General features: G+C 47.8%; 14 protein-coding genes. 4 read left to right on the top strand and 10 right to left on the bottom strand.

Annotated features, from left to right (window positions below):
- Nucleotides 1–21 precede the first annotated feature (21 nt).
- From ACJJII_RS15105 to ACJJII_RS15090, 4 genes are all read right to left on the bottom strand, one after another.
- Nucleotides 22–3,156, bottom strand: a complete 3,135-nt coding sequence (locus ACJJII_RS15105; RefSeq protein ID WP_444916755.1) for a tetratricopeptide repeat protein — start codon at nt 3,154–3,156, stop codon at nt 22–24.
- The gene (locus ACJJII_RS15100; RefSeq protein ID WP_444916754.1) at nt 3,153–5,183 is read right to left on the bottom strand and encodes a tetratricopeptide repeat protein; all 2,031 of its coding nucleotides are present in this window, start codon (nt 5,181–5,183) and stop codon (nt 3,153–3,155) included. Before ACJJII_RS15100 ends, ACJJII_RS15105 begins: the two co-directional genes overlap by 4 nt.
- 2 nt (nt 5,184–5,185) lie before the next feature.
- Nucleotides 5,186–5,695 (bottom strand): hypothetical protein, encoded by a 510-nt coding sequence (locus ACJJII_RS15095; protein ID WP_444916753.1) that lies wholly within the window; start codon nt 5,693–5,695, stop codon nt 5,186–5,188.
- A gap of 244 nt (nt 5,696–5,939) precedes the next feature.
- Nucleotides 5,940–7,355, bottom strand: a complete 1,416-nt coding sequence (locus ACJJII_RS15090) for an MFS transporter (protein WP_444916752.1) — start codon at nt 7,353–7,355, stop codon at nt 5,940–5,942.
- Between the two features lie 258 nt (nt 7,356–7,613).
- Here ACJJII_RS15090 and ACJJII_RS15085 point away from each other — a divergent pair, with 258 nt between their 5' ends.
- Both ACJJII_RS15085 and ACJJII_RS15080 read left to right on the top strand, forming a co-directional pair.
- Complete coding sequence (locus ACJJII_RS15085; RefSeq protein WP_444916751.1) at nt 7,614–8,042, top strand: DUF4174 domain-containing protein; 429 nt, start codon at nt 7,614–7,616, stop codon at nt 8,040–8,042.
- 217 nt (nt 8,043–8,259) lie between these two features.
- A complete protein-coding gene (locus tag ACJJII_RS15080; protein WP_444916750.1) occupies nt 8,260–8,907 on the top strand; it encodes an NAD-dependent epimerase/dehydratase family protein in 648 nt (215 codons plus the stop codon).
- A gap of 109 nt (nt 8,908–9,016) precedes the next feature.
- Here the strand turns inward: ACJJII_RS15080 and ACJJII_RS15075 are convergent, their stop codons facing one another.
- Complete coding sequence (locus tag ACJJII_RS15075) at nt 9,017–9,616, bottom strand: CPBP family intramembrane glutamic endopeptidase (RefSeq protein WP_444916749.1); 600 nt, start codon at nt 9,614–9,616, stop codon at nt 9,017–9,019.
- A gap of 382 nt (nt 9,617–9,998) precedes the next feature.
- On the opposite strand from ACJJII_RS15075, the gene ACJJII_RS15070 reads away from it, so the two are divergent.
- Nucleotides 9,999–10,583, top strand: coding sequence for an exopolysaccharide biosynthesis protein (locus ACJJII_RS15070; protein ID WP_282932146.1), 585 nt, complete (start codon nt 9,999–10,001; stop codon nt 10,581–10,583).
- Nucleotides 10,584–10,639: 56 nt separating this feature from the next.
- Here ACJJII_RS15070 and ACJJII_RS15065 read toward each other — a convergent pair whose 3' ends face one another.
- From ACJJII_RS15065 to ACJJII_RS15055, 3 genes are read right to left on the bottom strand one after another with little or no spacing between them, the layout of a single operon-like run.
- Nucleotides 10,640–11,251 carry a CPBP family intramembrane glutamic endopeptidase gene (locus tag ACJJII_RS15065; protein ID WP_444897824.1) on the bottom strand — a complete coding sequence of 204 codons (612 nt, stop codon included), beginning with the start codon at nt 11,249–11,251 and terminating at the stop codon, nt 10,640–10,642.
- Nucleotides 11,252–11,270: 19 nt separating this feature from the next.
- A complete protein-coding gene (locus tag ACJJII_RS15060) occupies nt 11,271–11,798 on the bottom strand; it encodes a GDYXXLXY domain-containing protein (RefSeq protein ID WP_444916748.1) in 528 nt (175 codons plus the stop codon).
- Complete coding sequence (locus ACJJII_RS15055; protein ID WP_444916747.1) at nt 11,795–13,111, bottom strand: DUF2157 domain-containing protein; 1,317 nt, start codon at nt 13,109–13,111, stop codon at nt 11,795–11,797. Before ACJJII_RS15055 ends, ACJJII_RS15060 begins: the two co-directional genes overlap by 4 nt.
- A 243-nt stretch (nt 13,112–13,354) precedes the next feature.
- Here ACJJII_RS15055 and ahpC point away from each other — a divergent pair, with 243 nt between their 5' ends.
- A complete protein-coding gene (ahpC, locus tag ACJJII_RS15050; protein WP_413662577.1) occupies nt 13,355–13,921 on the top strand; it encodes an alkyl hydroperoxide reductase subunit C in 567 nt (188 codons plus the stop codon).
- Between the two features lie 86 nt (nt 13,922–14,007).
- Here ahpC and ACJJII_RS15045 read toward each other — a convergent pair whose 3' ends face one another.
- Both ACJJII_RS15045 and ACJJII_RS15040 read right to left on the bottom strand, forming a co-directional pair.
- The gene (locus ACJJII_RS15045; RefSeq protein WP_444916746.1) at nt 14,008–15,201 is read right to left on the bottom strand and encodes an MFS transporter; all 1,194 of its coding nucleotides are present in this window, start codon (nt 15,199–15,201) and stop codon (nt 14,008–14,010) included.
- Nucleotides 15,198–18,554 carry a Gfo/Idh/MocA family oxidoreductase gene (locus ACJJII_RS15040; protein WP_444916745.1) on the bottom strand — a complete coding sequence of 1,119 codons (3,357 nt, stop codon included), beginning with the start codon at nt 18,552–18,554 and terminating at the stop codon, nt 15,198–15,200. Before ACJJII_RS15040 ends, ACJJII_RS15045 begins: the two co-directional genes overlap by 4 nt.
- Nucleotides 18,555–18,666 lie beyond the last annotated feature (112 nt).

Genomic DNA, 18,666 nt, shown 5'->3' with positions numbered 1-18,666 from the left:
CCAAAAGGCAAATGCCTGTTATTACTGACCCGAAACTGCTGATCCCGCTGAAGGCAATTCCGGCTCTGGCGGCAGGGGTACAATAGTCTGGAGATACTCACCAGCCTCTTCCGCCCGTGCATAGCGAGCGGGCATTAAATTGGCAAGCTTGCCAATACTTTTATCAACCCAGGGGTTATAAATACCGACGCCCAGCAACTCGACATTCTTCTGGTGAACAGAAATGGCTTTTTCCTCGAAGGGATAAATCTGCTCCTCCAATGCCAACTCATACTCTTCCAGCTCCAGGGCATTCAGGTTAGTTGGACGTTCAGAGTCCTTCAGGGCCACGCTAAAGTGGAGATAAATTTCAGCCAGGTAAAAGGTTGCCGCAGCGGTCACATCGGCCACCTGATAATCAATCAGGTCAGTAAATGCACGGGTGGCTGCTTTCATACGCTTGCGCTTGAGGTTGAGGCTTTTCTCGATAGGCGCAACCAAATCCACCTGGGTGAAAGCCTCAAAGCTGGGTTCAGCCAATAGCAGGGCCGCATTACCTGCGAGATAACGGGTGCGGTCGCTGCGCTGGGAACCACCGCGGGACTCAACTTTCACCAGTTCACGAAGCTCTGCCATGTAAAGCTTTTGATTCCCGGACACTTTGTAGATATCGGCAATTTTCTGGCGAGTCTCCAGCGCCGGCTCCATGGGTTCGGGGAAATAATCGACGTAGCGACGCAAAACAGACAGCGCTTTAGCGCTATCTTCTGCCGCTGCGTAAAGATCTGCCGCCTGGGTTAAGGCCTCACGGCGTATTTCATCGTCCTCGGATTCCCGCTCAATACGCTCAAATTCCGCAGCTGCCAACAACAGCTCACCGCTCTCCTGGTAAACTACTGCCAACTTCTTGGTGACATCATTTGCCAGCTCATGCTCCGGGAAGTGACTGCGGAAGTTATTTAATACCGTTGCCGCTTGTACCCAATCCTTAAGCACAATCAATGATGCGGCAGCATCGTACTCCGCCGTAGCCAAAATGGTCGCACCGGGTGCAGCGCCTCGAATACGCAGGAAGTGGCTCGCTGCGGTTGCATGATCCTCCTGCTTACGGGCCATATCACCCTGCTGGTAGATAGAAGCCGCCAGGTTATCTACCAGACCCGCCCTATCCTTTGCATCCTGGGCAGTCAGCGTCAAAGTTTCACCGTAAGCGATTTCTGCATCCGCAAAGGCCGCAGTATCGAAAGAAGCGTGAGCCACCAGCAGCCAGGCAGAACGTCTAATCTCCTGCTCCGCAGTGGGGAACTGCTCCAACAGTGAACGACCATTGGCGATTGTCGGGGCATAGTCTTTTAACCCGTAGAGATCCTCCACCGCTCCGAGCATGATCTGAGGGGCTTTGGCATGCTCAGGGAATGTAGCTGCAAAAGTCAGCGATGAACGGATAATTTCCCGCAATAGTGGTGCACGCTGCTCATCCGTTGCATCTTTTAAGTTATTGGCCAGATGTTCGCGATAAGCGTAAACCGCTGCGTAGCCTGCTTCGCTGGAATCCTTATGCGCAGGATATTCATAGGCCGTGCGCTCGTATTCCAGAGCTGCACCATGGAAATCCCGGTTTTCCAACATCAATCCGGCAAGCTGATAATTGATTTCCGGTGCGCGCTCAGTTTCCCGGAAGGAATCGAGATAGCTGCGATACCAGTGAATCGCCTCGCGATAATTCTCGGCCTTCTTATCTTTTAACTTCTTATTCTGGTAAGCCGCATGGTAGTGCCCGGCGAGGTCGATCAGGTTGGTCTGCAGGAAGGCAACCACCTCTCCGTATTCATTAATATCGAAGACAGTCCAGTAATCGGCATTAAGTGCATAAGTAGTGGCAAAATCCTTCTTCGCTTCCAGCACCAGCTTGGGGAAGCCGCCTTTACTGTAGATTTCAATAACACGAATTGAGAAATCCGCAGATACTCTGTGCAACTGGTTTCGATCAACAAACGCAATATAGGATTTTGCCGCATCCTGGTAGCGACGCTTCTCCAAATAATATTCACCCAGCTGGCTGTATACCCGGAACTCGTAATCTCTATTGCCCTTGCGGGTGAAGTAATCGACAACCGAATCAGGGCCTTCCAGGTAAGAAAAGCTCAAGCTGACCACGCGGAAAGTATCGTCAATATGCTTGCGCTCGCCCTTATTGTTTTGCTGGTCGAAGTCATATCCCTGGGAGACTTTGTAATCCAGCATGGCGATATAGTCATCCAGGGCCATTTCATACATATCCTGCTTAAACAGCGCCCAACCGCGTTTATACAGGGCAAGCTCGTAAAAACTGGATATCACACCAATATCGATAACTTTTCCGTAGGACTCTTCCGCATCGAGAAACTTCTTGCGGGTAAAATAGTATTCGCCCAGCCGGAACCAGGATTCATCGATATGTCGCGAATCCGGATAGTTAGCCACCAGCTGGCGCAATACATCCACCGCTGCATCAATCTCTCCCGCCTCTTCATAAGCCCGGGATAACTGATACATCACCTGGTCGTTGCGGTGGTATAGGGGGTACTTTTGCAGCAATTTAATATAGAGATCGATGGCCTCGCGGGCATTGGCTGACATCATCTCTTCAGAATCAACGCCCGGCGCTTCAAGCGGGGTTTCATCTGCAGCTATTTCTATGCTGCCACTAGCCCGGGTTTCAAACTCCTCGTCGGACTCGACAACCCCAGGATCCTGCACTTCAGTCACTACCGGCTCTACCTTGGCCACCGGCGCTGCCGTCTCTGGAGCATCCAGGGTATTTTCAGCCATAGCTTCTGACGCATCGACAGAGATCACCGCCCCGCTTCCAGCAGCTACTCCAGCAAGGTTATCGAATTCTGCATCTTCAGCGCGGTGTGCCTGCTTGATTTTCAGGTCGGCAATCCTGCGCATCGCCTCGGGGGTCAGCTTGGATTCAGGGGTTTCCTGCAAGTACTTCTGGTAGCTGGCCAGTGCCTTCTCCAGGCTCCCATCAATATGCTCTTCCTTAATTTCTACTTCGACATTTTGAAGACTGCCGATGGTCTTGCCGCTATTTCCCGCACAACCCCCTAGCACTATAAGTGCAGAGAGAAGACCGGCGGCGCGATTGAGAGATTTACCAGCTCGAGATTTAGATTTGAGCAACTTACTCACGAATCACCTCCCTCTGCTGATTCTTCTTCCTCCACCGGCTCCATCTCCGGCGGATTGTCCTCAGGGATTTGCTCTTCCAACAGTGCTTTGTGCTGCTCTACCTTGAATTCATCTTCACGCTGCTCCTGCAGCTCATTAGCGCGGTCGTAGCTGTCTGCCAGGGCGAAGCGGGCTTTAATTTGATAACTTTCCAACTGTGCGCGACGGCGTTCCAACTCAGCAATTGCCAATGCCTCAAGCATGGTGCCCTGGCGCGCCATCAGGGTTTTCAGTCGCCGCTGGGTTTGCTGGATACGCGCGCGCAAACGAGTAATATCGCGGTCGTAACCGGTATAGCTGTGAGTTGCCGCCTGGCGACTGCGCACAAAGGAATCGTAAACAGACTGGAGACTTTCGATCTCCTGGTTTAATTCCGCCAGGTGTTTGTAGGCCTCGGTCAAACGCTGGTCGTACTCAAAGGAAAGACGCAGGTCCAAAACACCTTTGAGCCGCTGTACCCGCTCCAAAGTAGTTTCAGTAAAGCCCTGGGGATGCTCAGCAATTTTTCCGCTAAGTTCCAGGAGCTTCAATCGCGCTTCCTGCTCTTCGGCCGTTGCCAGGTATTCTGGTCGGCGGGAGACCAGCATCTGCTCTATACGATTGGCAAATTGGTCACGCTGCTCCATCCGCAGTTGGATACGGGCATCGAGTTCACGGAATTGCCTGTCCAGCTCCGGCAACAGGGGTTCGTAATAGTTGCGGCGAATACGAATAATATCTTCGTAGGCTGTCAGGCTTTTTAGCCACTCTCCATTGCGCTCATATAAATCGTTGAGGTCGCGATAATTCCGCAGAAACTCCTGGTAGTCATTGGACGCCATCAGGTCGAGTAAGTAATGGGTCTCGGGGGCTTCCGGTAAATTGCGCAAGGCCACTACCCAGTTCTGTACCTGGGTGGCCTCTTTACGACGCAACGCCTCAAGGAACTTACCTTTGCGAATACTATGAATAGACTGAGTGAGGGTATCGATCTCGCGCCCAAACGCATCTAATGCGCGGCCGTAGTTAATTGCAGCGGTACTGTGGACATCCAATTTGCCATAGGCATAGGGCACCGCCAACATGACCTCTTGCACTGGCTCACTGGTGCCTTTGCGGTCTTGCAACAGTTTCCAGGGCACCAGTGCCCGGCCATAGCGACCCGCGCGGGCCTCTACCCAGCCAGCACCCAGCAGCGCCCTATTTGAGAAAGGGCCATCCAGGTTTACACGATCAAAATAGGGCCGCGCCATATCCAGCTTGCCCAGCTCCATTAAATGGGAGCCCAATAAGAGGTTGGTTTTATCGTATAGGGCCTGCAGGGCTGCCTCTGAACTGCGCTTTCTTCCCAGTGCAGTCAACTCCAGAACACCGCGTTCCTCTTCTCCCGCCTTCAGTTGGGCAATACCCAAATTGAAGGAAACAAAGCCCTCTAGCGACTCTTCACCCTTCAGGTCTTGCAGCAGTTCTACGGCCTCCTCGAATCGACCGAGCTGCATATAGACTCGAGCACGCAAAAACTGCTCATCTGCACGGACCCTCTCGGGAACCCGCCCGTCGATCATTTCCAGGGCGTGTAAGGCGTTGCGCGGCTGTTGTTTGTGATAGTGAATTTTTGCCAGTCGATACGCGGCTTCATTGCGAACCGGCTGGGAAACATTTCCCTGCAGTACAGCCTCAATAGCCCGCCCGGCCTCCCTGTGCATTCGGTAGGACAATTCCAAGTCACCCACCGAAAACTCAGCTTGCCCCAAGTGCGCACTGAAGGGATCGAGTTCGGGCTGATCTAAGCGGTGATACTGAGCAAGCTCTGTATCCAGTGCCACAATCGCATCAAAATAATTTTCCTGATGGGCATGAAACATTGCCGCACCGAAAAACAGGTCTTTAAGTTCTTCCTGCGATTCAGTCGCCGCTGCAGCGGGGAGAGCAGCCAAAGAACAAAGGGATAGAGCACCAAGCGTCATCCTGGTATGACAGGACAACACATTTACCAGGGACCTGAGCATGATTACCAGTCCTTGAAGTTTATCGTGGACTCGGTTCCCAGAACCTTAATCTCGACAAATTTAGGACCCACTGCTTTCTCCACGGTGTAGGAAGCTGTAGCCCGATACTCTTTTCCTGATGAGGTTTTACCGAGAAAACTAACCTCTAATGGGTGCCCACCCACTTGCACATTGCCAGTGTATATTTTTTGTACCCCACCTTTTTGCAGGGACTCAATTTCCCGGTAGGTATAGAGATGATGGGCAACTAATTTGCCATTCAGTGTGACCTCAACCGACTCCAGTTCGAAGGGCTTTTCATCTGCCACCGAGACAAAAAGAGCTACCTGCGTATTAGAGGGGAATAAGAGCTTTTCCTCCAGCTGTGACAATTCAGCAGTGAGATCAATTACATCTTTCTTAACATCCTGGATCTGCTCATCCAGGCCACGGATATCATCTCTATCAATAGTCTGAGCATGCCCAGTACTGGCCAACAGAAAGAAAAGTACAATCTGAAGAATTCTGAACATGTGGCCTACCTCCGACCCAACCCTAAACTATCAATTCCTGCCAGAGAACCTGGAACAGGACCACAATAAACCCAGGCACAACAGGGCCTTAAGCTGCGGCATTGTATTGAATAGAGGGCTAATCAGATGTGAGGAAATTCAAATCTCACAAAAACTCAAAGAATGGATAAATTTTGAAAAAAGCACTTCCAGCAAATAAAAGAGACCTACAACACAAAAGAAGTGAGATACAATTCACTTTCGATTAAGAAAGCTCTCCGCTTTGGCTCTCTGGCCTACCGATCACAAAAAACATACAGACAATCAAACCAACCAAGGCTAGGTAAGCATTTACTGTAAAAGCTCTATCTATACCCGAAGGTATATCTGGAGCGAAGGCAATGATTGTAGCATTCATACCCAAACCAACCGCACCCCCACCAATTTTAAACATATAGAGGATAGCGCCTGCCAAGCTGGCACGGTGAGGTTCCACCACCGTAATACCCGCAGTCGTACTGGATGGATTGAACAGCCCGATACCCACCCCCAACACGATCAAGCCCGGACACATATCCAGAAAACCCGTGTCCGAAGTCAGGTTCGAAAGCATGAACATTCCAACACTCATCCCCAAAATACCTAATGAGACGAGTAATTTGGGGCCAGCTACTTCATAGAAGCGGCCGGAGATAATAGCAACCAGCCCCGATACAACCATTAAAGGAACCAAAGATAAACCAGCCTGAAATGCTGAGTAACCACGAAAATTCGCCAAAAACTGGGGGACATAGAGAATTGCCGACAGAAATACTACGGAGATTAGGAGTGTCGTAACACCTACCGCTAGGAACTTCCGGTTCTTTGCAATATCAGGGGGAATCAGGGCATCTTTACCAACTCGATACTCCACGATGGTAAACAGGCAGAGCAACACCAGGAACACAACGATTAGGCTGATAACCACAGGATGCTTGAAACCAATTTCCGCGGAGACATCCAGTGCAAAAAGCAAACAAAATAGCGAGGTGCACAGTAGTAGCACACCGAAGAAGTCTATTTTTTCCTCGGTGTCACGAGGTTTATCGGGGGGCACTGCCCACCAACAAGCCAGCATTGTTGCCAGAGTGAGGAGAATATTAACGAAGAAAATCCATCGCCAACTGAAAAAATCTGCGAGCACCCCACCCAAAACTGGTCCAGCTGCATTCGCTAACCCACAGGTGGCCATCAGGATACCACCCGCCAACCCTGACCTTTCATAGGTCAACAAGTTAAAAGTCATTGCCAAAGTAGACGGCCACATCAATGCCGCACCCACTCCCATCAATGCGCGGGATATCAATAACATCCACATATCCATTGCCAAGCCACCCAGCACGGCAAAGAAAACGAATATTCCCGCTCCAATCATAAATACTCTGCGGCGGCCATAGATATCCGCCAAGCGGCCACCGGTTATGATGAAAACACCAAAAACCAAGGCGTAGCCGTTAATGATCCACTGGGAGCTAGTTATGTCTGCATTGAATTCTCTTTCGATGGCAGGTAGTGCGGGGGCAAAAGCGGTATAGTCATTACTAATAAGGAAGGCCGCGAGAACTAATGCAGCCAACCCCAAGTACTGATCTCGTGTAATTTTGCCGCTCTGTTTAGCCATACTGCGTAATTCACTCGACACCCGAGCCGCTCAGGTAATCCTTCAGAACCTAATTAGCTTGCGATATATTTTTAATACTCCCGCCTAGAGCCTAGACCACTCGCTAATTTACACGCCTTTTGACTAGTCAGTTTTCACTGTCGATACCGATCATCATCTGCCTTGTAACTGGCAGCTCATATCTTATGCTTAAAGGGCATCCAAGCGCCGGAAAATTGAATTAGTGATTGGATAGCCTACTGAGCCCCCTAAGATCACGCTAATAGATGAGATTAGTAAATGCATAAGTTCATTGTGCTTGTCTTGGTTCTGTTGACTTCTTCTACATTCGCCCAGGGATCTACGGTGAACGACCTAAAAGATTTCCAGTGGAAAAACCGCATTCTATTACTGAATATCCCGGAAGATCCCAATAGCACAATCAATGAATTACTCAAGTTAGCGCCGCAGTTTGCAGAGAGAAACTTGATATGGTTCCTATTCTCTAACGGCACCCTTGAGACTAACTTTCCCGGTAAAGTCACAGACAATTTTGCTAAAAATGTACGGGAAAAATATCTGCAAGGACCAGCAATGCAAGTACTTCTTATAGGAAAGGATGGGGAAGTAAAGTATAAAGCCAATAAATTCTCAGCCGTCGAAGTTTTCCAACGTATCGACAGCATGCCTATGCGACGCAATGAGATGCAGCAAGGATCTGCACAGTGAACAATTATTGAACATCCACAATCTGATAGAGAATTTTTGTATCTTCCAGAATTACTGAGGAATCCCAGAGTTAGATTTCCCTCAGTTAATTACGCTTCGGCCTTCTTTGCTCACCAGACACCCTTTCCAGCTGGCAACTTTTAACAAACATAGACATCTTTGCGCTAAAGTACGCTATTAGCCTTGCGAACTTATAATCAATGGAAATCGACCTCCAATGACCAAAAGAGCCATTATCCTCGGAGCTACGGGCCTTATCGGTGGCCATCTCACAGAGCAACTGGCTGGTGAAGAAGTCTTTGATGAAGTACTTACCCTCACTCGACGCCCCAAAGCCACTGCAAGTCAAAGAATACATAATCATATTGTCGATTTTGATCGGTTGGAGGAGGCTGCTCCTCTTTTTCAGGGAAATACTCTATTTTCCTGCCTGGGAACCACTCGCAAGCAAGCCGGCAGCCTAGCCGCCCAGCACAAGGTTGACGTTGAATATCAATACCAAGCAGCCCAATTGGCAGCGGAGGCAGGAGTCAGCCATTACTTACTGGTTTCATCCAGCGGGGCCAATGCCAATAGCGCCAGTGCTTACTTACGTATGAAGGGTGAGCTGGAAGAGAAAATCAAGAAACTTCCATTTAAGCGCATCAGTATACTGCAACCCTCCCTACTCCTCGGAGATCGTGCAAATGCCCGACCCGGTGAGAAAATCGGAGGCATCCTCCTACCAGTAATTTGTATGCTGCCGGGGCTGAGACGTTATAGGCCCATTGAGGGGCGTGAAGTAGCCAAAAAAATGGTTTATTTAAGTCGACAAGAACGAACAGGGGTTGAGACCCTGCGTTTGGATGAGTTATTCAATTCTTAAGGAGCCTCTGAATAATTCCGTAATGTCTCGGCGAATCTGGGAGGCTCCTTAAACCCCAAAGGTTAAATTCGGGAGCTTAAAACAAGTAAATCGCTCCCGAATATTACGGTTATTCTTTTACTTTAATTCCTAGCCAATGCGGATATTGAGTCAAAACAATAAGGACAATTGCATCGTAGACTGCGTGCCAGATTATCACCCCCAATAAGCTTCCGGACACTTGGTAAAACACTCCTAAAACCACACCAATTCCCAAAGTCAGAAAGAAATTGGTCCACGATGAGAAATGAAGTAGCGCAAATGCAATTGCGGAAATTAATAATCCCAACAATGGCGAGCTAAGTTCTGACAACCAGGACTGCAAAAAACCCCGAAACAAAAGCTCTTCACAAATTCCGACTACAACAGAAACCAACAGCAGCTGAAAGAAAGACAATCGTGAAAATAGCGGAATCAGGGCGATCGATTGACGCTGCATTGACTTGCCAAGGGTCGTTTCTGAGCGAGTTAACGACAACATCACACCGTAGGTAGCCATCGCTCCAATGATGCCAATTGTTACTTGCAACCCTACACTATCACCAATGATCACTACCTTGGGTGAAGCCAGATAAAAGCCCAGAAGGGCCAGCAACAAGCAAACAACCTGAGTGCCAATTAATAAAAGAAAAACTGGTGGATTCCCTTTTGTTTGGTCAACAGCATCCATTTGTGACCGTCCTTTTTATTAGTAATTTATCGAGGTAGTCGAGTGGCTCAGTACCTAAATAGACTGCCTTAGGATTCCGTACCAACTAGAAACCACATCGAAATTCAATCAGCCGAAATAAGCACACCCACCATCGGCAATAATCTAACAGAAAATGATGACAGGCATAATCCTCCGCCAACAGCCTATCTCTATCCGTTTAGTTTGACGTCAGACAGCTTATCTCCTTTGAAAAACTGCCTGACTTTAGCCGAAAAGCCAGTCACAGTGCTATGCTCGACAATATCTCTGGAACCGGATAGCTCGTAGAGACTACCCGGTTTCCAGCCCTCTTATCAGTAGATTGTCTTGCAAAGAAACTACACAGCAACTAATTCCAACCATGACACAAGAAATCATAGGACTGGGCCAGCTGCTGAAGGATATTGAGGAGAAAAGTCAGGGGCAGGAGAAAATCTCCATCCAGCATGTTATTGAGGCTGTGGGGCTTCGATCCTTTGCCCCATTCCTTATCCTTATCGGGTTGATCCTGTTTTCCCCTCTGAGCGGTATTCCCGGAATGTCTACCGCGATGGGCGTATTGCTACTACTGTTTGCCCTACAACTGCTGATGAAGCGCAACTATATCTGGCTTCCACAGTGGTTAATCAACCGCTCCATATCCAGCGAGAAGCTGATGGATGCCCTGCACTGGATGGAAAAGCCCGCCCGGTTTGCCGACCGCTGGATTCAGCCACGGATGGATTTTATCGTGCGCCGATATGGCACCTACGCTATTGCTGGAACCTGCATTTTTATTGCATTGACCCTGCCAATAATGGAAGTAATCCCCTTCTCTGCCTCAACTGCTGGTCTCGCTCTCACCATTTTTGGGCTGTCGCTGGCAGCTCGAGACGGACTCTTAGCGCTTATTGCTTTTATCCTAACGGCCTCCCTGGTACTAGTGGTGATCGTTGCCGTGATCTAGGAGCCCGCGAGTAACTACGTAATATCTCTGCAGGTCTCCAGACCAAAGCTGGCTACTTACCCTCGCTTTAAGACTTGATTTTTTAATCCGAGCAAATGGGGAAAGTGCACTATGGCGAAAATTGCCAAAAGGTCGTATACCGCATGCCAAACAATCGCCCCCACCAAGCCCCCGGACATTTGGTAGAAAATGCCTAAAATAAGCCCAATCATAAAGGTAAGGAAGAAGTACACCCAGGAAACACAGTGCAGTAATGCGAATATCAGTGATGCACCCAATAAACCGAGGAATGGCGTACTGAGCTGGGAGAGCCAAGACTGTAGAAAACCACGAAACAACAGCTCCTCACAAACACCCGCAGCTAAAGCAACCCATACCATCTGTGATGGGGACAACTTGGAAAACAGAGGGGTCAATTGAGTACAGTGGAGCCGCAGCATTTTCCCAAATAGCGTCTCAGAACGAGCTAATGTCAGTACTACCGCAAATGTGACAATAGCGCCTAACAATCCCAACAGCAGTTGCAGCCATACCGTATCACCAACAAATGAAACTTCCATTGGCACGAGGTAGAGACCCAGAGCTGCAAGCAATAGACAGCCCAGTTGAATATCCATTAAAAAAAAGAAAACCGGCAGGCTGCGCCGTGCCGGACCAATCGCTTCCATTCCTGATTTTTCCCTTTGCCTATTGATTTCCTGAGCCTCTGACAACCTTCAAGCTCGCTCGCCCATCCGCAGAAATCATCAATTCGGCCACGCCACCCTCCCGCAGTTGTTTTTCCAGATCCAGGGCTTTTTCCTTCGGAGCAAAGTAGGCTTCAATACCGTAGCGAATCCGGTAGCTATCTGATGAATTCCAAAAATTCTGGCCTGCTACCCGCCCTCGAATAAAGACTCCGCCCTGTGGTTGTTCAAGGCTGACAGAGGCGCGTTCATACAATCCGGATGGCCCTTTTTCTAAGCCTACATAAACCACCTCTCCCTGACGCAGCCGTCCCTGCCCTTTAAACAAGGCTTTATCTAAAGTGGAAAAGGGGTAATTTAATTGGGCATAGTTACCGCGAAACAATGAGCGCGGGTCTACAGGAACAGTTTTCACTGAAACAGGCTGGCCCGTCCACAGCGGCATTTGAGCCTTAATATACATTCCTAACAGTATAAAAAACTGCACGCCAATGGCGGCAACCAGGCCAATCACAACTCTACGTTTCATCGCAAACTTCCCCCCGCCTGGTGATATTTCCAATACTTGGCTGCTGCCAGCAATAAAACTGCGAAGAGAATAAACAGGAGAGCAGCTCCTATATAGTCGCCAATCAAGTCAATATAGCGCAGCAGAGCCGTCAACAGGACCGCCATAACTCCGAGGAAGAAGTAGTGCGAGATACCATCGTGAATACCCCTGAAGATCAACCAGATTCCACAGGCAATCAGGGCGAAGTTTGTGAAAATTTGTAACCAAACTGCGTAGTCACTGGAGCCGGCATTCGTTACAAACACAAGTACTGCCGCAAAAACACCGCACAACCCCAGTCCGAATAGCAACCTCTGAGACAGCAGCGCCAACACTATCGACACAGCAGACATAGTCCCCACTACCGCCCACATAGAGGGTAGGTGACTCCAGGGGGCTTCTATCATCTCCTCCCAGGGATATTCAAAGCTAAAAATCAGTAAGCCAATTAAAGTAAACCGAAGGCACCAAATAGAGATTACTGCTGCGTAGTCCTTGGCTACCGCCGACGGGCGAGTTGCCAACCAATGGGCAAAGCAATACATCAGGATAAAGAGCGAGACTGCAACAGCAAGGTTCTCTGGATAAATATCCGCACTAAATTTCCCATCCTGCAAACGCCAAAATTCTGATAGGGAAAATTCCAGCCAAAAACCTAAGCCAAAGATAAAGGTCAGCAAGAGAATCACGCTCGCAGGACCACTTAACAGAATATAGAGAGCCCCCAGCAAGAAAATTGGGAACAGGGCGGGGTAAAAGCCTAAACTCGACTCCAGGAAGAACCAAAGCAAAGCCAAAAGCAAGGACTGCTCTGCAATCCATGGGCTGCGAGTAATTAAAGCAAATGGCAAACTACCCAGTGCCCACCAGAAAATACCATCTGGCATATGCTCGCCCAAGTGGTATACCTGTGCGATCAAAATAATCGCCGCACCAAAAAACAGGTTGCCCAACAAGAACAAGCCCTCTCCGGCCTTCCGGTCTCCAGACAGGTAAACCTTAAACGCCACTCCCTGGGTCACCAAGGTCAAAGCGATCAGTCCCCCCATTCGCAGCGCTCTGGGGATTTCCTCCCAATTGGCTCCAATCAATGTAATCACCGCCAGCCCGATAAAGAGATAGGCCAACCCAATCAAAATACGATATCCAAGTGTTCTTTCTTGCGCCCGGTGGTAATCCACTTCATAGCGGGCACAGATCTGCTCAGCCTGAGCTTCACTGATCACACCGTCTTCAACCCAATCTCCGGCTTCGCGGGCCAGGTCATGCTTAAGCAACCGAATCAATCGCATAGATGCGCCTTGTGAAAAATTACCCATACCCGATGGATGGGTATTAATACTTTGGTCCCGAGTATCCCCGATGTAACCAGCGACCTCAAATTGGTACGGATTGAAGACTAAATTATCGCCAGGCTGCCTAGATAGCAGAAAACTATCTCAGATATTTAAATTGTTAATTTCTATTATTGATTGCCATTCAATAGCATAAACAGCATCAAAGTTAAGAGCCAGGCACCCAATAAGGAGCTAACCATGTCCCGCTATATCGAATCCGAACTCAAGCCGTTTAACGCCAAAGCCTACCAAAATGGCGAATTTCACGATGTAAGTGACTCTGACGTCAAAGGTAAATGGGCCGTATTCTTCTTTTACCCCGCCGACTTCACCTTCGTATGCCCCACTGAATTAGGCGATCTGGCAGACAACTATGAGGAGTTTAAGAAGCTGGGTGTAGAGATCTACTCAGTCTCCACAGACACTCACTTCACCCACAAGGCCTGGCACGATTCCTCTGACACCATCGGTAAGATCCAGTACCCGATGATCGGTGATCCTACCGGTACCATTACCCGCAACTTCGGTGTAATGATTGAGGAAGAAGGCATTGCCGACCGTGGTACTTTCGTAATCGACCCGGAAGGCCGTGTTCAAATTGTGGAAATTACTGCTGGCGGTATCGGCCGCGATGCCAGTGAGCTGCTGCGCAAGATCAAAGCTGCTCAGTACATCGCTGCTCACCCGGGTGAAGTTTGCCCAGCGAAATGGAAGGAAGGTGAGGAAACCCTGGCCCCCTCTCTCGATCTGGTAGGCAAAATTTAAGTCTTCCCAAGCCCTCACAGGATTGGAACTGGCCTTGCCCGCCCTTTTGGCGGGCATTGTCGTTAATCAAATATTGCAAATCGGTGTTAATGGCTTCTTTGCTTCGCAATAAGTGACAAAAGCAAGCAACATACAACTCCTCCCAAGAGGAACACAGGAACTACAAAGATTGCGGTTTGTATTCCGTAACTTTCGTCTAACCATCCCACCAAAGCATGGGCCAGAATCAAGAAAATTCCCCCCATACCTAAGGAGAATGAAACTGTAAAAGGGGGATTCTTACTACAATGTGTCAACCATTCCATGGCATAAGGAAACAAGTAGGATAGTGTCAATCCACATACTGGAAACCATAGTGGACTCACCCAGTAGCCCAGAGAAAATACGGCTGCTGTCGATAAAAAGGAGACTATTAACCAGAAAAAAGCACTTCCCTTCAGCAGGATAAAAGTGAAGGCCACTCTCCCTAAACAAAGCAATCCGAAAAAGATTGAAAGCAAAATATCCGCCTCAACGGCCCAGTGCCCTCCCCTAGCTTCAAGAAACAGCACCATCCTACTCGCCAATATATGTTCAGCGCCGTTGTAGGCAGAAACAATAAACCCACCACCAATTGCGATCCACCACTCTTTCGGTTCTTTATCTCGTTGGCTTGCCTCTTTAAAGGCGCCAGGGTTAAAAGAACTCCCATTTTTCCTCAGTTTTCCTTTTCTTCTTATTAATCCAGACAAGATAAAAAATAATATGCTTGCTGCTATCCCCCCAAACAAATAGAAACCACCCTCCCATCCAAAGTGAAATTTATATAACAACCCGGGTAACAAAGGAGACAATATAGAGGCCACCCCATAGGTACTATGTAATCCACAATAACCTTGACGAGTTAAGTTTTCAGGAACAAAAAGAGGAATTGCCACATTAATCAAAACCATGCTCCCTCCGGCACCCAAACCAAAGAGGAAGCTGCCCAGAATAAGCAGGGTAAACGAGTACAGATATCCAGAAATACCTGAAAGTACCGACCCTACCCCCATAAAAACTACGAATAATGCTAATCCAGAGATCACTCTGATTTTTTTTACCCAGAGAGCCCCTGACAAAGTCATAAGTAAGGCAGAAAAAGTGGACAGGAAGAAAAAGGTGGAACCCTTTGTTGGGGAAACGGAAAAAAAATCCAATATTTTTGGGTAAATTGGAGCTTTATAGACCTCCACAAAGCCCAGTAAAAATAGAGCCCCATAGCATGACAGCAATCCAAACCAATAGATGTTGCGTTTCACGCAGCCCTTCTTTTGATGTATTGATCACATTCTTCAATCATTCGGATTGCTTGTATAGAATCGGCAAGAGGAAGATCCGGTGACTCTATGAAGTTTTTTTCAATACATAATTGAACAGCCTGTGCCTCATAATAAAGCCCTTCAGAATTTGGATAATTAAACCTGCCTCTTATTCTCGGTAATGGGAATTCGTACAACTTAGTCTCATTATCTGTCCTTCGATCACCAGTGATCCGCGTCACTGACACCCTAGTTGGACAATGTGCCGGGGCAAACACTTTTATCCGCCCTTCTGTGCCATAGATTTCCAACTCTTCCGCACCCTCAACCAGATGACTCCAGGAAACTACAGCTGTTGATCCACTATCGAAGTGCGCATAAATGAGCCCGGCACCATCCTCCTGAAAACCGTAGTTATCCAGCACCCCAGAGAACTCCAGGTCTAATATCCCCCTACCCAACACCATCAGCGCCGTGTGAACAGGATACACACCGGCATCCATACCAGCTCCCACCTTCCATTTTGGAGACTGCAACCCTTCATCCTTACGCAGGTCAAAGCTCAAATCTGCACGAAGCTGGCTTACCTTACCTATATTTCCAAGACTAATAATATCTCTACAGTATTTAATAGCAGGGAAGAACCTCATCCACATCCCTTCCATGCAAAACAGCTGTTTTTTATTGGCAAGCTCTTTAATCCTTACAGCATCCTCAACTGTTAACGCCAGAGGTTTTTCAATAAGAACAGGCTTACCTGCCATTAATGCTAATTCAGCATGTTGTCGATGTAACTCGGGGATAGTTGCAATATAGACAATGTCAATATCAGGATCAGAAACAAGTTCCAGGTAACTGCCATAAGCCCTACTTGCTCCATAACTATTCGCAAACTCTCTCGCTCTATTAAAATCCCTGGAAGCTACAGCAAACACTTCTGAGGAATCCAGGTAATCGAGGACTAATGCAAAATCATTTGCTATTCTTCCACAGCCGATAAACCCCCAGCGCAGCCTTCTCAAAGGTAGTTTTTTAGCGCTTTGATGACTGGTCAAGTCTAATTGCTTAGGCAAATACTCCTCCTCTGCAATTTCATCAGGATCCAATATGAGCTCTGGATGACGAGTAAGCCTTTCTTGCAGGTCATACCAAGCGCTTTCCAGATAGTTCGCCTCTATCTTATTGACCCAAATACAGTTTCCTAAAGGGGCTGGGAGAGGCGCTCGCAAAGTACCGGAGCGATGAATCGAGATCTGTTTTATTGCCGTCTTGTATACATCCAGGCTCAGCCCTTTGACACTAGCTGCAAGTCCCAGCTGCACGTAAATTCCAAACAGTAACTCAATATCTGCCTTAGATATCAATCCCATTTTTTCAGCTACCAGCGAAGTAAACAGGCAATCAATGCCCACAGCTTCACCATGCATCAACCTAAAAGCCTCATCACGCTCCAACCACCGGGATAACGTATGTCCAAAGTCCATTGGTCTGGATAAGTTCTCTTCTTTTAAGTCTCCCGCAATACTATCCAGCATGGCATCAATACAATTTATCAACAGTTTATAGGATGCATCTCCCGGCAGGCCATCAGGTTCTAAAAAACTATTTTCCAACAGAGTGGCACCCTGAGCTGACAAGGTATCGAGCACATCCTTATTGAATACCACTCCAACCTTAATCATTTCACCAATCGCACTTTTTAATACCCGCTGTGGATTAGTTTTCAAGAAGGAGGGATCAATAATGGTATGCAAGGGACAATGAAAAGCACCAATCCCATTCTTAATATTGTGGTTCACACTGACTTTAATGCCGATAGAGGAGTCAATCATTCCCATTAGAGTCGTTGGAATACGTATCCAGGGTGTATTCCGTCGCCACACCGCACTGACAAACCCAATCGTATCGGTTACCGCCCCTCCGCCCATAGCTAAGATTGGCTCCCTGTAACGAAGAGGGTTTGCCTTCCATATCTCATCAATCATACTGATAAGACTATTAATATTTTTTGACTGTTCGCCACCCTTCATAACTATCGGGATGAACTCAACCCCCATGGACTCTTGCCACTCGGTAATACCCTTCCCATAGAGCTCCCATACCTTGTCATCAACACAACAAATAATTCTGTTCTGCGGCGGTCTTAGGAGTTCTATAAGGAATTTATTACCAGGATTAAAGAGTCCATGGTGGTACCAGATTCTTTGATTTGTTGGTGCCTGACAAATAGTATCTGAAATTTGTACGATAGAATGATGGCTTTCATCTTCTCTTAATTGAGCCTTAATAGAGGGCTCTATCGCTGCGGCCAATTCAAGAACACCACATGCATGAAGCAGTCGCGGCAGGCTCAAGTATTTCTCATCATCGCTATCTAGAATGGATTCAATAAACAGCCTTTTCAGATTGTAATAATCTCGCTCAAACAAGTAGCAATACCACATCCCTCCCTTTTCTTTTCTAGTAAGCTCAAGTGCCCGATCAAGGACATCTTCCATGGCCTGCCGAATAAAAACAGGGTCACCGCGAAGGCCTTTTCGCATCGCTATGCAATTTTCGACACCTTCACAACGGGTAGCCAGAAAAGAGAAACTCACTCCCAGATTAGTTTTTAGCGTAAAAGACAGCTTTTTGAAGTCCTCGATATCACCGAAGCGCTTTTGCACGGTTTCATCTCGATTCACTACTACATCAGTAATGTTGTGAGGAGCAAGGTTCCACTTTGCTATACAGAGTTCAAGTTCATGGCAACACTGGTTGAGCAGCATACCCTCAGAATTTTGCCTAAAAATGCTTTCCAGGTTGGCTTCCGGATGCGGGTTGTGATGAATGAATCCGACACTCCTGGACTTCAACTTCCATTGCTCGTTAAGCCTCTCGGCTCTATCCACGTAATTTGCGATATGCTTTTGATAGCCAACAACAACATTTACATTGTTTCTGTCGGCGATCCTTTCCATTTCACGCAGCTTTTCCAGCGAGTCTGCACCAGGTTTTTCAAGGTATATATTCCTATATCCTTTATTAATTACCGATTCAAAAACCCCCTTCGCGTGTGGAGTCCTCACCGAGATAACAACCAAATTTTTTAAGGAGGGATGCGCATCAGGTATTTGCTCCACCGAGCAATAAGTTTTGAAGTCGCCATACTGAGCTTTTAGCCTTGTCATCTCATTTCGGAAAACCACCCCTTTTTCAGATGACTCGACATCCCTGGAAAGCCAATACTCTTCAACAATCGCATCTACCACTACATTTCGCATATTCATTAGCTGAGACAAATGCAGCCATCCGATTGACTCCCCAGGCAGACCGACACCTACCACCGTGACATGCACCACATTCTGATTCATAGCGGCAACATTTAACCTCACATCCGCTGGCACTACCCAGATCGTCAGAACCGGGCTTGCACTTATAACTTATTGCTAATGTGCGCTGATTTACGACTCAACTCTTTTTTGA

Source organism: Microbulbifer maximicatervae (SeqCode) (assembly GCF_052467825.1).
The sequence above is the reverse complement of the archived record's forward strand: the minus strand, read 5'-3'. Positions and strand labels throughout refer to the sequence as shown.

Excerpts from the sequence above, each read along its gene's own strand:
- ACJJII_RS15070 (WP_282932146.1), top strand. The coding sequence starts at position 9,999 with ATGACACAAGAAATCATAGGACTGGGCCAGCTGCTGAAGGATATTGAG.
- ACJJII_RS15100 (WP_444916754.1), bottom strand. The coding sequence starts at position 5,183 with ATGCTCAGGTCCCTGGTAAATGTGTTGTCCTGTCATACCAGGATGACG.
- ACJJII_RS15065 (WP_444897824.1), bottom strand. The coding sequence starts at position 11,251 with ATGGAAGCGATTGGTCCGGCACGGCGCAGCCTGCCGGTTTTCTTTTTT.
- ACJJII_RS15080 (WP_444916750.1), top strand. The coding sequence starts at position 8,260 with ATGACCAAAAGAGCCATTATCCTCGGAGCTACGGGCCTTATCGGTGGC.
- ACJJII_RS15095 (WP_444916753.1), bottom strand. The coding sequence starts at position 5,695 with ATGTTCAGAATTCTTCAGATTGTACTTTTCTTTCTGTTGGCCAGTACT.
- ACJJII_RS15055 (WP_444916747.1), bottom strand. The coding sequence starts at position 13,111 with ATGCGATTGATTCGGTTGCTTAAGCATGACCTGGCCCGCGAAGCCGGA.
- ACJJII_RS15060 (WP_444916748.1), bottom strand. The coding sequence starts at position 11,798 with ATGAAACGTAGAGTTGTGATTGGCCTGGTTGCCGCCATTGGCGTGCAG.
- ACJJII_RS15075 (WP_444916749.1), bottom strand. The coding sequence starts at position 9,616 with ATGGATGCTGTTGACCAAACAAAAGGGAATCCACCAGTTTTTCTTTTA.
- ACJJII_RS15085 (WP_444916751.1), top strand. The coding sequence starts at position 7,614 with ATGCATAAGTTCATTGTGCTTGTCTTGGTTCTGTTGACTTCTTCTACA.
- ACJJII_RS15040 (WP_444916745.1), bottom strand. The coding sequence starts at position 18,554 with ATGAATCAGAATGTGGTGCATGTCACGGTGGTAGGTGTCGGTCTGCCT.
- ahpC (WP_413662577.1), top strand. The coding sequence starts at position 13,355 with ATGTCCCGCTATATCGAATCCGAACTCAAGCCGTTTAACGCCAAAGCC.